The 12,037-nt window shown below is 62.3% G+C and carries 15 protein-coding genes and 1 riboswitch; of the genes, 6 read left to right on the top strand and 9 right to left on the bottom strand.

All coding sequences use genetic code 11. The features are described from left to right. Positions 1-201 precede the first annotated feature (201 nt). Positions 202-924 (bottom strand): hypothetical protein, encoded by a 723-nt coding sequence (locus I6E51_RS12635; RefSeq protein ID WP_197110512.1) that lies wholly within the window; start codon positions 922-924, stop codon positions 202-204. A 405-nt stretch (positions 925-1,329) separates the two neighbouring features. Here I6E51_RS12635 and I6E51_RS12630 point away from each other — a divergent pair, with 405 nt between their 5' ends. The 4 genes from I6E51_RS12630 (at position 1,330) to I6E51_RS12615 (ending at position 4,222) form a co-directional block, all read left to right on the top strand. Then, the gene (locus I6E51_RS12630; RefSeq protein ID WP_197218711.1) at positions 1,330-2,004 is read left to right on the top strand and encodes a hypothetical protein; all 675 of its coding nucleotides are present in this window, start codon (positions 1,330-1,332) and stop codon (positions 2,002-2,004) included. Between the two features lie 99 nt (positions 2,005-2,103). Then, positions 2,104-2,772, top strand: coding sequence for a hypothetical protein (locus tag I6E51_RS12625; protein WP_197110510.1), 669 nt, complete (start codon positions 2,104-2,106; stop codon positions 2,770-2,772). An 86-nt stretch (positions 2,773-2,858) separates the two neighbouring features. Continuing rightward, the gene (locus I6E51_RS12620) at positions 2,859-3,560 is read left to right on the top strand and encodes a hypothetical protein (RefSeq protein ID WP_197110509.1); all 702 of its coding nucleotides are present in this window, start codon (positions 2,859-2,861) and stop codon (positions 3,558-3,560) included. After that, entirely contained in the window at positions 3,560-4,222 is a 663-nt protein-coding gene (locus tag I6E51_RS12615) for a hypothetical protein (protein WP_197110508.1), read from the top strand. Before I6E51_RS12620 ends, I6E51_RS12615 begins: the two co-directional genes overlap by 1 nt. A gap of 36 nt (positions 4,223-4,258) precedes the next feature. Here the strand turns inward: I6E51_RS12615 and I6E51_RS12610 are convergent, their stop codons facing one another. The 4 genes from I6E51_RS12610 to upp all read right to left on the bottom strand — a co-directional run bounded on the left by I6E51_RS12610 (position 4,259) and on the right by upp (position 7,168). Next, complete coding sequence (locus I6E51_RS12610; RefSeq protein ID WP_197108374.1) at positions 4,259-4,582, bottom strand: multidrug efflux SMR transporter; 324 nt, start codon at positions 4,580-4,582, stop codon at positions 4,259-4,261. 9 nt (positions 4,583-4,591) lie between these two features. After that, a riboswitch (guanidine-III (ykkC-III) riboswitch) is annotated at positions 4,592-4,656 on the bottom strand. Positions 4,657-4,697: 41 nt separating this feature from the next. Next, positions 4,698-5,324 (bottom strand): pyridoxamine 5'-phosphate oxidase family protein, encoded by a 627-nt coding sequence (locus I6E51_RS12605; protein WP_231600046.1) that lies wholly within the window; start codon positions 5,322-5,324, stop codon positions 4,698-4,700. A gap of 86 nt (positions 5,325-5,410) precedes the next feature. Further along, positions 5,411-6,205, bottom strand: coding sequence for a winged helix-turn-helix domain-containing protein (locus I6E51_RS12600; RefSeq protein WP_197110507.1), 795 nt, complete (start codon positions 6,203-6,205; stop codon positions 5,411-5,413). Between the two features lie 330 nt (positions 6,206-6,535). Beyond that, positions 6,536-7,168, bottom strand: coding sequence for a uracil phosphoribosyltransferase (gene upp, locus I6E51_RS12595; RefSeq protein WP_197108370.1), 633 nt, complete (start codon positions 7,166-7,168; stop codon positions 6,536-6,538). Between the two features lie 43 nt (positions 7,169-7,211). Here upp and I6E51_RS12590 point away from each other — a divergent pair, with 43 nt between their 5' ends. Beyond that, positions 7,212-7,664 (top strand): nucleoside deaminase, encoded by a 453-nt coding sequence (locus tag I6E51_RS12590; RefSeq protein ID WP_307783977.1) that lies wholly within the window; start codon positions 7,212-7,214, stop codon positions 7,662-7,664. Positions 7,665-7,687: 23 nt separating this feature from the next. On the opposite strand, the gene I6E51_RS12585 is transcribed toward I6E51_RS12590, so the two are convergent. Continuing rightward, positions 7,688-8,071: a hypothetical protein gene (locus tag I6E51_RS12585; protein ID WP_197108368.1), complete on the bottom strand. Its 384-nt coding sequence runs from the start codon at positions 8,069-8,071 to the stop codon at positions 7,688-7,690. A 17-nt stretch (positions 8,072-8,088) separates the two neighbouring features. Further along, positions 8,089-9,051, bottom strand: a complete 963-nt coding sequence (locus I6E51_RS12580) for a cation diffusion facilitator family transporter (RefSeq protein ID WP_197108366.1) — start codon at positions 9,049-9,051, stop codon at positions 8,089-8,091. A gap of 23 nt (positions 9,052-9,074) precedes the next feature. Between I6E51_RS12580 and proC the strand changes: the two genes are divergently transcribed. Further along, positions 9,075-9,902 carry a pyrroline-5-carboxylate reductase gene (gene proC / locus I6E51_RS12575; protein WP_197108357.1) on the top strand — a complete coding sequence of 276 codons (828 nt, stop codon included), beginning with the start codon at positions 9,075-9,077 and terminating at the stop codon, positions 9,900-9,902. Between the two features lie 49 nt (positions 9,903-9,951). Here the strand turns inward: proC and I6E51_RS12570 are convergent, their stop codons facing one another. After that, positions 9,952-11,199: a sugar ABC transporter permease gene (locus I6E51_RS12570; RefSeq protein ID WP_197110506.1), complete on the bottom strand. Its 1,248-nt coding sequence runs from the start codon at positions 11,197-11,199 to the stop codon at positions 9,952-9,954. After that, entirely contained in the window at positions 11,196-12,020 is an 825-nt protein-coding gene (locus I6E51_RS12565) for an ATP-binding cassette domain-containing protein (RefSeq protein ID WP_197110505.1), read from the bottom strand. The genes I6E51_RS12570 and I6E51_RS12565 overlap by 4 nt, the downstream gene beginning before the upstream one ends. Positions 12,021-12,037: the final 17 nt, after the last annotated feature.

Genomic DNA, 12,037 nt, shown 5'->3' with positions numbered 1-12,037 from the left:
AGCAAACAACTTCTGCTCTATGAATGTATAACGGAAACATAACGCTGTCTAGTTACCATTCCGTTATTTTTGGCAAATTTCCAGAAAAGTCTGTCTACCCCCTACGTTTCTGGGCAAAATGGGCCGAAATCGGATGTTTCCGCGCAGATGAGCAGCGACGTTCGGTTGCCGCTCGATGTGCCGCTCGCTCCGGCAGGAAAGCTAGTTCAGCGCCACGATCTGGCCGACCGCGGTGTCGAGCTGCACCATGCTGCCAAAGGTTGCACCCTTAAGGGTCATGACGTAATTGGAGCCATCTGCCGAGGGGGCATAGTTGACCACGGTGCCTTCGGGCAAGATCGTGAGCGCGTGCCCGTCCGGTGTCGAGAGGGTGCCGCCGGGGGTGGCAAGGCTGAGGCTGGCGGGCTTGCTCTGCGGCGCGATCTGCTTCAGCACGAACTGCACGGTGCCAAGATGTTGAATGAGCGCCATCCGTTCTTCGGCGGCGGACGCGAATGACGCAGGCGCGGCGACCGGCGCTGGTGTGATGATCTCGGTGGTCGGGCCGGTCCCGCCGTTAGCCGCGCTTTCGGCGGGCGTCGACAGGGCTAAGCCTTCCGAATCAAACGTGAATTCTGTCTGCCCGACCTGAAATGTCAGGGGAGAGTTGAGGGCCGACCCGTTGAGATAGAAGTTGGCGACAAGTGCGGTCATCAGAAGCGTTCCGAAAGCTCCCAGAAGGATGCCAATGATTGGACTTAGCCGGGCGGTGGCCTCCCGGTAGTGGCGAAGTCTGAGGGCGTAGAAACCGTAGGCGATCGCGGTGATTCCCACCGTGGAGGCAATGTATCCGTTCCCTGCTCCCGCCGAGGCGATGGGGAACAGGGCAAGCCCGGCAGCGATGATGCCGAAGAGCAGCGAGATTCGTCCGGGCCCGTTGCGCACCAACTTCCGTGGGGCGAAAGCGGTCGCCGATTGATTCGATGGGTAACGGTAGCTATCTGCCGGACGATAGTTGTTGTTCTCGGGCGGCGACCAATCCCGTGGTCCAGCTTGCCTCATCAATTCCCCTCGACTCGCACCCCCGCGCGAGCATCACTCAATTCTCGCAGCCTAGTGTCAGGCGGGGACAACCCCAGAAGGGGTGGGCGACTCGGCCGGTTGCGACGGCCGACAGGTGTTCCTTGCCCCACGTTTCCTGCGCAAAGCGGGGAGGCGGCTGACCCCGACCGCGGGTCAATACCGCGAACGCTTCAGAACGCCAGCCTGCCAGCCTGCCAGCCCGCCAGCCCGCGACCCACCCTCATTCGCGGGCTGGCGGGAGTGCGCAAAGTGACGCATGCTCGACAGGTGATCCTCGGCGCTGGCACTGATAAGTACGCGGCGTTATTCGCTTACGTGGGTGCCACTGCGCTCATGCTCTCCGGTGCCTATCTCAGCTCGCCCGCCGGCGACGAATTCGTTGTGTTCTTTGGCTTAGCCATCTTCTTTGTGCTGGGCCCTCTCGGTGTCATTACGTTTTCCACGCTCGCGCTTCCGATCGTCTTCGTCCTCTGGAACGCCGCGTTACCTTCTGTGCTGGGTCTCGCCATTGTCATCCCGCTATCCGTGGGCACCGCACTGCTCAATGTTGTTGTCGTCTTCGGCTGGATCGCCCACCTGCGCAGCGGGGTGCGAGTCGCCGACCGGCGTGCCGGCGACACTGTGTTGGGTCGAGTAGCCGCGGCAGTCTTGTTTGTCGTCGCGGGGTTTGTGTTCATCGTGCTGTGTGTAGTGACGGGATACCTGGCTCTGAACGCTGGCCAGGGAACAGCCCAACCCGGTGCCGGACCTTACCTGGCACCGTTCTTGTTCGCTGTCTGGTTGGTGGGGCTCGCCGCAGCGCTCGGCGGTCTTGTGCTGTGGGTGCTGAACGAGGTCCGAGGGAGGGGCAGTCTGTCTTGGGCGCTTGCCGACGCCCTTCTCCAGCTCGCACTCCTGGCGACGCTGTTGTTCGGGTCGGCTGGAGTCTCGCATCTCGGATAGGAGAAACCGCTCAAGCCGTCGTGAGCTACCAACGGCGCGACATGAGCCACCCTCATTCGCGGGCTGGTGGGGTGCGGCCGTGTGCCCCATGATCAACTAATGACTCTGATCGACAATGCCACGCGCACACCGAAGAAGCGCAAATACATTGTTGGCGCCGGGGTGATGACCGTGGTGGCATTCTCGCTAGCAGGGCCAGGCGTTGTGTTCTCGCCGATCGCCGAGTTGGCCCTAGCCATCTATTTGGGTCCTCTAGGACTTGTCGCGCTCTTCTTGGGAGCGCTCCGACTTCCCGAGGTGTACGGGATTTATGAGTGGATCGCTGCTCTGTTTACCCTAGTAATGGCGGTCGGCATTGCGTTCGTCAATGTCGAAATTCTTGCGCGGTGGCGCAGGCCTGCACCTCCGCTGGAGAGGCCGTTTGAAGCGGAGGAGCGTCGGCATGGTTGGCGCCAGCAGCTCGCCGCCGTTCTGTTCGTGGCGGCTGGGCTCGCGTTTATCTTTCTCTGTTTCTTCGCCGGGGGTACGGCGGGAACCACTGCCGGTATTGCGGTTCGCGAGTCGGCCGAGCGGGCGAACCATCTGATCTTCCTGTCGGCGATCGTGTGGGTGCCGGGTCTTGTCGTCGCGATTGCAGGCCTGCGGCTGTGGATTGTGAATACCCGTCGCGGGGAGCCCGTGCTGCGGTGGGCGATCGCGGACCTCGCGATCATGCTGACGCTCATCGGCATTCTGTGGGCCGACGTCACGCAGGGCGCTGCGCCCTAATCCTGCGCCCTCGGTGCACACTGCGCGCCGCGAGGGGCCGATCGGGCTGAGCCTGCCGCAAGGGCATGTTGGGTTACGCTCACTATATGACTCTCAGTGCCGTCGTCGATCGCTGGGCTATTCAGCTTGAGAGATGGCCTGTCACGGTCGGCTACATCGCCGGGGCCGGGGTGCTGAGTGCACTGCTCATCTGGATCTCTCAATTCGACCTGCGAACCCTTCCGCTGCTGATGATCCTCTACCTTGGACCGCTGGGGCTTGCGGCCGCTGCCCTTCTGGCATTCCCCGTCACCGCGGTGTTTGCTCTAGCGAACTCTGCCTCAGACGTGGCGATCGCGGTTGCGATGGGAGCCGCGGTCGCGATGGCTACCGCGTCACTCAACGTGATCATCGTGAAGGGCAGACGTCGCCGACGAATCGCCGCTGCGACGCCTTCCTCTGAGGGGCTGAGTGGGGACGAGCCGGACGTGGCGCGGAGGTATGGGCTAGCGTTCAGCAAGCTGCTCTTCGCGCTTGCCGGTTGGGCCTTCATCGCGCTCTCCGTGATCGCGGGAGGCGTCATCCTGCTGGCGGATGGAATGTCGTCCGGCGTCTCGGTAGACGAGGCCGACCCGGTGAAATGTGCAGCTGCCGTCATCTGGTGGCCGGGCTTACTGATTGCTGTCGCCGGTCTTGTGACGTGGATTATTCGCGTCGATAAAGGAAGACCCGCTACCGCGTTGGCAGCGATCGATCTCGTGGCAATGCTCGTGCTCATCAGCGTTCTCTTAGACGTCAGTTCCCGCTAGTGAGCGGCGATTCGCGGCACATTATTGATCGTCGGCCCGCGCAGATCGGCTACATCGTCAGCGTGGGTGTCATCGCAGTGGTTGCTTCATCCCTCGGCCTCGCCGGCATCCTTCAAGGATGGATGCTCGTTCTTCTCGTGGTCGTCTGCCTGGGGCCGCTCGGTCTCGCTATTTTTATCGTGGCCAGTTCGATCGCTCTTTTTGTGACGGCGGTTCCTGGTTGGGCGATTATTGGTCTCGCCGCTGTCGTTTCCCTCGGCGTCGCATCCGTCAATGTCGTCAGCACCCGCCAATGGAGGGCCAGGCGGCTATTCGAACCCGATGCCCTCGCTCCCCGACACTTTCCGCGTGGCTGGGACCAACTCTATGGAGGCATCCTCTTTGTGTTGGCGGGCGGCGCGTTCATCGTGCTCTCCATCGTCGCAGGCTACGCGGCAGGTACCGCGGGTTATAACGTCCTCGCGTCCAATCTTGCGGATCGTGCTGACGAAGTGAAGTTTGTCGCCTCGGTCACGTGGTGGCCCGGACTGCTCATCGCAGTAGTGGGTCTCTTGTGGTGGAGAATGCGCGTAGGGCAACGGCGGCGAATCTTCTCGTGGGGTGCCCTCGACTTGGCCGCAATGCTGGGGTTAATCGCCGCGGTCGTGCACGCCTCGCGCTAGCCCCCTGCGCTGTGTCGGGGCCGCGGCAGGCGACCGCTAGTGGGCTGTGTCGACGAGCTTGAGCCCGACAATGCAGCCGATGAGTCCCGTAATGAGCAGCACCTTGATCCACGAGATGGGTTCGCCGCCGAAGACCATGGCGTAGGTCACGGTCAGCGCTGCGCCGATGCCGACCCAAATCGCGTAGGCGGTACCGATAGGAATCTCGCGCATGGCGTAGCCGAGGCCGCCCATGCTCACGAGAATGGCGACACCGAAAATCACGGTCGGCCAAAGCTTCGTGAAGCCCTCCGACTTGCCGAGGGCGGTGGCCCAGACGGCTTCGAGCACGCCAGAAAGAATCAAAACAAGCCAATACACAAGAGTCTCCTTGGCCAGTCTTTTCGCGTACCCGGTACTGATCCGTCGTCGGGAGCCGACTATTGCGGCTACAGATTCAGCGTATCAAACGGGGCATGACTTGCCGGGGCAGCGCTTATTCGAACGCCCGAACAGACTCAGGCACGCGGATGCCGGAGCGCAGGTCAGGCGTGGCAACAACCTCCACGGCTCGAGCTCCGAATCGCACTTGCCCGCCCCACGCGTCACCGGCGATATCGTCGTCGGTGTCATCGGGCCAGTCGTCGGAGGTGCGCAACGACCATTCCGCGATCGGCAGCGCAAGCACGAGGGTGGCGGCGAGTTCCTTCTTGCTGTTGGGGCGCACTTCGGCCAGGCGGCCGGGGATCATCTTCTCGGTGATGGCGTTGATGGCGGCAGCTTTTTCCTCATCCTCGAGCACGCGAAAGGAGCCGAACAGTACGGCGCTGCTGTAGATGAGCGACGACTCGAAGGCGGAGCGCGCGACGACAATGCCGCCGACTGCCGTGACCGAGATCGCGACGGGCGCACCAGAAACGAGCCGCATCCAGCGTGAACCGCTCGACCCGTGCACGATCAACTCATCGCCGAGCCGGGCAACCGCGGTCGGTAAAACGCCCGGGGTCCCGTCGTCGTGCACGTAGGCGACATTCCCGACGATCTCCGAGTCGAGGAGGGCGTCGAGCGCTTCTCGATCCCGTGACATCTTCTCGGGCATCCGGGTGGCATCAGTCGTTGTCATCCGGTCAGTGTGACACGCGCCAGCGCTGAACCTCTACGTCGAGCGAGAGTGGTTCTCTGCACCCGCAGCGACGGCGCGAAGAGCCGCTAGATGAAGTCGGGGCTGGGGGTCGAGGCGAAGCGCACCGAGACATCCGGATGACGGTCGTAGCGGTACCCGATGCCTCGAACCGTACGAACAACATCTTCGTACGCGCCGAGCTTGGAACGCAGGCGACGGATGTGCACGTCGATGGTGCGTTCGTTGGGCGCTTCGTCGTCTTCTGCTGACCACAGGGTGGAGATGAGCTGCGCGCGGTCGATGGTCTGCGATTCGCGCAGGATGAGGAACTGCAGCAGTTCGAACTCTTTGTAGGTGAGGGCTGCGGGCGCGTCATCGATGAGCACGCGCTTGCGGGAGAGGTCAACGACCACACCGCTCGCGGGCTTCTCTTCGGGCTCTTCAACCTGGCGGTGCTTCGCGAGAGCGGAAGGGTCCTGCAGGGCGAGGCGCACGACGTCGACGTCGCGTCCACCGGCGCCCACGGGGGCGAGGGCAACGGCGGCGTGAGTTTCGGCGTTCGGTACGAGCTGCTGCGTGAGGAGCTTGAGCTGTTCGACGATCGCGCTGAGGTCGGTGCCGGCTGCGGCGGCCTTGAGCTCGTCGATGCCGACGTAGAGCACGAAGCCACGAGCTTCGGTTCCCTGCGGAACAGCGCGCAAGTGCGGTGCGTCAGCGGCTGGCGCGGCGGGTGCCGGTGTCGGCGTTGCGGGGCGCGCGGTGCGAGCGGGCTGCACAGCAATCGACAGGTCGCGGGCCGGCGGAGTGTAGGTCGGTGCCAGCGCGGGAGCCGCAGAAGCGAAAGAGGTGCGAGTGGTGCGTTCGATTGTTGCAAGTGACATGGGTCCAGAAATCCTTGGATAAGGGGTGAAGGGCCTCTGATGATGAGGGTGTGATCCTTCGGAAAAAAATAGTGTGTCGAGCTAGATAGTCGCCGTTATGAGGACGAAGATCTGGGGGCATCCCATCTGGTGAGAATGCCCGGCGCAGGTAGGCCGACTAGGCACACATTCGACAACACGAAACGTCGCCCGCCACCGCAGTGCTCGTAAGCATCGCGCTAGCGGTCCTGGAAGCCACGAGGGCGGTCAGGTCGCGAGTTTGTACAGTCATGGTTGCAATGATGTTTCATGCAGCGCGCCTCTGTCAAGTTGCGCGCGACAATTATGCTGCTAGACGAGACCGTATAGTCGGTCGCCAGCATCGCCCAGGCCGGGCACGATGTAGCCGTTCTCGTTGAGGCGTTCGTCGAGCGCGCCGAGCACGATCGTGACGTTTTGGCCTTCCATGGCCTTTTCAACAGCGGCGAGACCTTCGGGGGCTCCGAGGATGCAGACGGCCGTGACATCCGTAGCACCGCGGTCGAGCAGGTACTGGATGGCCGCAATGAGCGAGCCACCGGTGGCCAGCATCGGGTCGAGAACGAAGCACTGGCGGTTCGACAGATCGTCGGGCAGGCGTTCGGCGTAGGTGTCTGGCTTCAGCGTTTCTTCGTTGCGCACCATGCCCAAGAATCCGACTTCAGCGGTCGGAACGAGCTTGACCATTCCTTCAAGCATTCCGAGTCCGGCGCGAAGAATCGGCACCACGAGCGGCTTGGGCGAGCTGATTGCCACACCCTTCGTCGCGGTAACGGGGGTCTCAATGTCGACCTCTTCAACGCGCACCGAACGGGTCGCTTCGTACGCCAAAAGCGTGACTAGCTCCTCCGTCAGCGCCCGAAAAGTGGGGGCCGCGGTGTTCTTGTCGCGCAGCACGGTGAGCTTGTGCGTGATGAGCGGGTGGTCGGCAACGTGAACTCGCATAGGCTAAATCTACTTGAGGTACGGACCACTTGGAGAACCGATCGTGACAAAGTTCGATCAATGGATGACGCTGGCCATCGCTGAGGCCAAGCTCACAGCCAATTCTGCCGACGTTCCTGTCGCCGCTCTCGTCTTTGATCAGAACGACAATCTCGTCTCCGTTGGGCGCAATGAGCGGGAGCTCACGGGCGACCCTACGGCGCACGCCGAGGTAGTCGCAATACGGGCAGCGGCCGCGGCCACCGGTTCGTGGCGCCTCGACGAGATGACTCTCGTGGTCACCCTTGAGCCGTGCACGATGTGCGCTGGCGCGATTCTGCAGGCCCGCATCCCGCGTGTGGTGTTTGGGGCATGGGACGAAAAAGCCGGCGCATCAGGCAGCGTTAATGATTTGCTGCGTGACCGCCGGCTTCCGCACAAGGTCGAAGTTGTGGCGGGCATCCAAGAGGCTGAATGCGCTGCACTGTTGACGGACTTCTTCGAAGCCCGTCGCTAGCGTTCGCTCTGGCGCCGCCTGGCTTAGTGCCAGAGCACCGCAACGAACACGTTGATGAGGGCGCCCATGCCCGCAAGGTGCAGGAACGGCAGGGTGGCTTTCTTTTCGCTGGTACCAGCGCTGAGGGCCTTGGCCTGGCGTGAGCGCGCGATCATGACGGCGACGAGCACAACGATTGCGAAGATCAGTTTCACGGCGATCTTGGCGTTGTTGACGTCTTCGTCGTTCATCTGCACGAGGCCAACAAGGATGAGTCCGGTGACGAGCTGCGTGATGGCACCGATCAGCATGGTGCCCAGTTCGAAGCCTTCTTTGCGGCGCAGCTGGAGCGCGAACGAGCCAATGATCAGAGCGAGCCCCAGAATGTGCAGCGCGAGCACGGTGTGAATGATTGGTTCGAAGTTCATGGTTTCGGGTTCCTTCGTTAATCGTTGCCCACGATGACGATGGCATCGGTGGGTGGGGCAGCTTCGGGAGGGCGACGGTAGACATCGGGCTCGATATAGATGACACGGGCCATCGGCTCGGCCTCACGAATCTCTCGTTCGACACTATCGATACTGGCAGCCACGTCGCTCACCCGGGTCTGCGCTCCGAAGTCGATCTTGGCCGCAACCATGAGTTCTTCTGGCCCGAGGTAGAGCGTCTTCATGTGGATGAGCGAGCGAACGTCGGGGTGGGCGTTGATCGTGTCGCGGATGAGGTTGCGCTGCTTCGTGGTTGCACCTTCGCCGACGAGCAGGCTCTTCGTCTCGATGCCGAGAACGACAGCGACCAAAATGAGCAGGATACCGATGGCGATCGTGCCGATGGCATCCCACATTGAGTCGCCAGTAACGATCGTGAGACCGACACCGAAGAGGGCGAGAACGAGACCGAGGAGAGCAGCGACATCTTCGAGCAGCACGACGGGCAGTTCGGGGGCTTTGGCGTGGCGCACGAAGGCAATCCAGCTCTGCTTGCCCCGCACGAGGTTCGACTCTCTTACCGCGGTGCGCAGCGAGAAACCTTCCAGCACGATGGCAATCAACAGCACTGTGATCGGCAACCACGCTTGCTCAAGAGGGTGCGGGTCTTGCAGTTTGTTGATGCCCTCGTAGAGCGAGAACACGCCACCGACCGAGAACAGAATGATCGAAACAACAAATGCGTACACGTAGCGCTCGCGACCGTAGCCGAACGGATGCTCGGCATCCGCCTGCTTCTTCGCCTTCTTGCCACCGAGCAAGAGCAACGCCTGATTGCTGGTGTCCGCTACCGAGTGCACGCTCTCAGCGAGCATCGCACTGGACCCCGAAATCAGAAACGCAATGAATTTAGTGACAGCGATTCCGCCGTTCGCCACCATTGCAGCGATGATTGCCTTAGTTCCGCCTGACGCGCTCATGGCATCAATCCTAGGATGTTCACGTGACTACTTCTCTTCCTAGCATTGCAATTGTCGGCGCCGGATCAATGGGGGGTGCCATCCTGCAGGGTTTGCTTGACCCCTCGGTGACTGTAAGCGGGGGCATCCGCGTCACAAATCGCACCGAGGCTAAGGCTGCTGTGGTGCGTTCTGAGGGCGTGGAGTCCTTTGCGCTGGAGAATACTCCTGATGGCAATGCGCGCGCTGTGAAGGGGGCAAAGGTCGTGATGCTGGGCGTCAAGCCCGCCATGATCCCCGACACCCTTACCGCCCTCGCCCCATTCTTGGAACCCGATGCGATCATCATCAGCGTTGCTGCGGGTGTGACAACCGCGCGCATGGAGGGCATCGTCGACAACGTCGTGTTGCGTGCTATGCCCAACACTCCCGCTATCGTCGGCAAGGCCGTGACCGGACTCAGCGCCGGATCGCGCGCCACCGCGGATGACCTCGCGCTCGGCCGCGCCGTGTTCGAAACGGTCGGCACCGTCGTCGAAACGCCGGAATCGCAGATTGATGCGCTCAGCACCATCTCGGGTTCCGGCCCGGCCTACGTGTTCTTGATTCTCGAAGAGTTTTCTCGCACTGCGGTCGACATGGGGTTCACGCCCGAGCAGGCACTGACCTTGGTGGCGGGAACGTTCGAGGGATCGCTCGCCCTGCTGGCGTCATCCGATAGTTCTCCGGCGCAACTGCGTAAGCAGGTTACGAGCCCCAAGGGCACGACCGAGCGTGCGGTTGAACAGCTGCAGGCTGCCGACCTGAAGGCGATTTTCGACAAGGCGACCGCTGCGGCGCTCGCTCGGGCCACGGAGCTCGCTGCGGGCTAACGCCACCACCGGTTCACGCAGCGTCGTTTATGCGGCTGCGCGACCGCTTTTAGAAGCGGCCGTGCAGCGCGCGCGAACGACGAGACATCGAGTCGATGATCACGGCGAGCAGCAACACTGCTCCCGTGACCATGTAGCGCACCGATGAATCAAGGCTCAGCAGGGTGAGGCCGCTCGAGATCGACTGAATCACGACAATGCCCAGCAGGGCAGACCAGGCGCTTCCGCGACCGCCAAAGAGGCTTGCGCCGCCGATCACGGCTGCCGCAATGGCGGTGAGGTTGGTGTCGCCTCCGCCGCTGCTCTGGTTGGCAGCGGCAAGCCGTGATGCGGCCAAGACACCACCAAGAGTGGCGAGCATTGCGCTCACCATAAACACCGAAATGTAGACGCGATCCACTCGGATTCCGGCACGCCTGGCTGCTTCAACGTTGCCGCCGATGGCGTAAATTGAGCGCCCCCACCGCGTGCGCTTGAGCGCAAAGTTGACGGCCATCACGAGCACGACAAAGAGCAGAAACATGAGGCCGATGCCGCGGTCGGTGTTGAGATACCAGGTTCCCAACAGGAGCGCGACGAGCATGAGCCCGCCGCGAAGCAGGATCGCGGTGCGTGACTCGGGCAGCAGGCCAGCGCGGATGCGGCGGTTGGCCAGCGAGAGATGCGTGCCAACGTAGGCGAGGCTTGCGAGCGCGGCGAGCAGGTAGGAGAGCCACGCAGGCAAAAACATGAGCTGGGCGAATTGCACGATCCATGAATCAAACGGAATATTGATCGAGCCGAGCTTGCCAAGCACCCACAGTTGGAGCCCAAGCACGCCGAGGAGGCCCGCGAGGGTGATGACGAAGCTGGGAACGCCGAAGCGGGTCAGCAAGAAGCCATAGAACCATCCGAACAGTGCTCCGGCGGCGAGCGCGGCGAGGATGGCGAACGGCAGCGGCCAGTTCAGCTGGGTAAACGTGACCGCCAGAATCGCGGCCGCGAGCCCGGAGAGCGAGCCGACCGAGAGGTCGATTTGGGCGAGCAGCAATACGAGCACTACACCGAGCGCGATCGTGCCGAGCGCGGCGGACTGCATCGCAAGGTTCACGAGGTTCGCACTCGACAGGAACGTCGGGTTCAAGATTTGGAACACGGTCCAGATGAGGGCAAGGCCCACGACAACGGGAATCGCCCCGAGATCGCCGCCTTTCACGCGTGACCGAAACCCGGCCCAGGACTCTGCGAGACCTGACGTTGGCGGCAACTCGACGGCTGGCGAGTTGTTCGTGGGTGGTTGCGAGTCGGAGGTGCTCATGAGCTGAGTCCTTCCTTGATGCGGGTGAAGGTCGCGCCGGTCAATCCAGCACGGCGACTCACCGCGTTGTCCGTTGCGCCCGTAATCGCCGCGATGATGTCTTCGTACGTCACGTCGGCAACAGCAAAGTCGCCATTGTTGCGACCGAGCCGCAACACCACAACGCGGTCAGCCACGGCCTGCACGTCAGCCATGTTGTGGCTCACTAAGACAATGCCGTGACCGCGCTCGCGGAGGTGCTCAATAAGGTTCAGCACCTCAGCAGTTTGAGCGACGCCGAGGGCGGCGGTGGGCTCATCCAACACCACAATCGACGGATTGCCGATGAGTGAACGCGCAATGGCGACGGTCTGGCGTTGCCCGCCCGAGAGCCCGGCAACGGGAGTGCGCACGGAAGGAATCTTGGCCGAGAGCTGCCGCAAGAGCGCCCAGGTCTGCTGCTCCATCTCGACCTCATCGAGCGCTCGAGTGCCGAGTTCGCGACCCAAGAACAGGTTCGACACCACATCGAGGTTGTCGCACAGCGCCAAATCTTGAAACACCGTCGCGATGCCCAAATCGCGGGCATCCGTGGGGTTCGCCAACGACACTTCGTCGCCGCGATAGGTAATAGTGCCCGAAGTGGCCGGATGCACGCCAGCGAGCACCTTCACGAGGGTCGACTTTCCCGCACCGTTGTCGCCAACGATCGCCACGACCTCGCCGGGATAAATGTCGAGCGACACATTGCTCAGTGCCTCAATCGCACCGAACTGCTTGCTGATTCCCCGCAGCGAAAGGATCGGCTCATCGTCTGAGGTGGCCGGAGTGACATTAGTCATTGTGGCTCTCTTCCTTG

This window comes from Salinibacterium sp. NSLL17, from assembly GCF_015864935.1.
GTDB lineage: Bacteria > Actinomycetota > Actinomycetes > Actinomycetales > Microbacteriaceae > Rhodoglobus.
The sequence above is the reverse complement of the archived record's forward strand: the minus strand, read 5'-3'. Positions and strand labels throughout refer to the sequence as shown.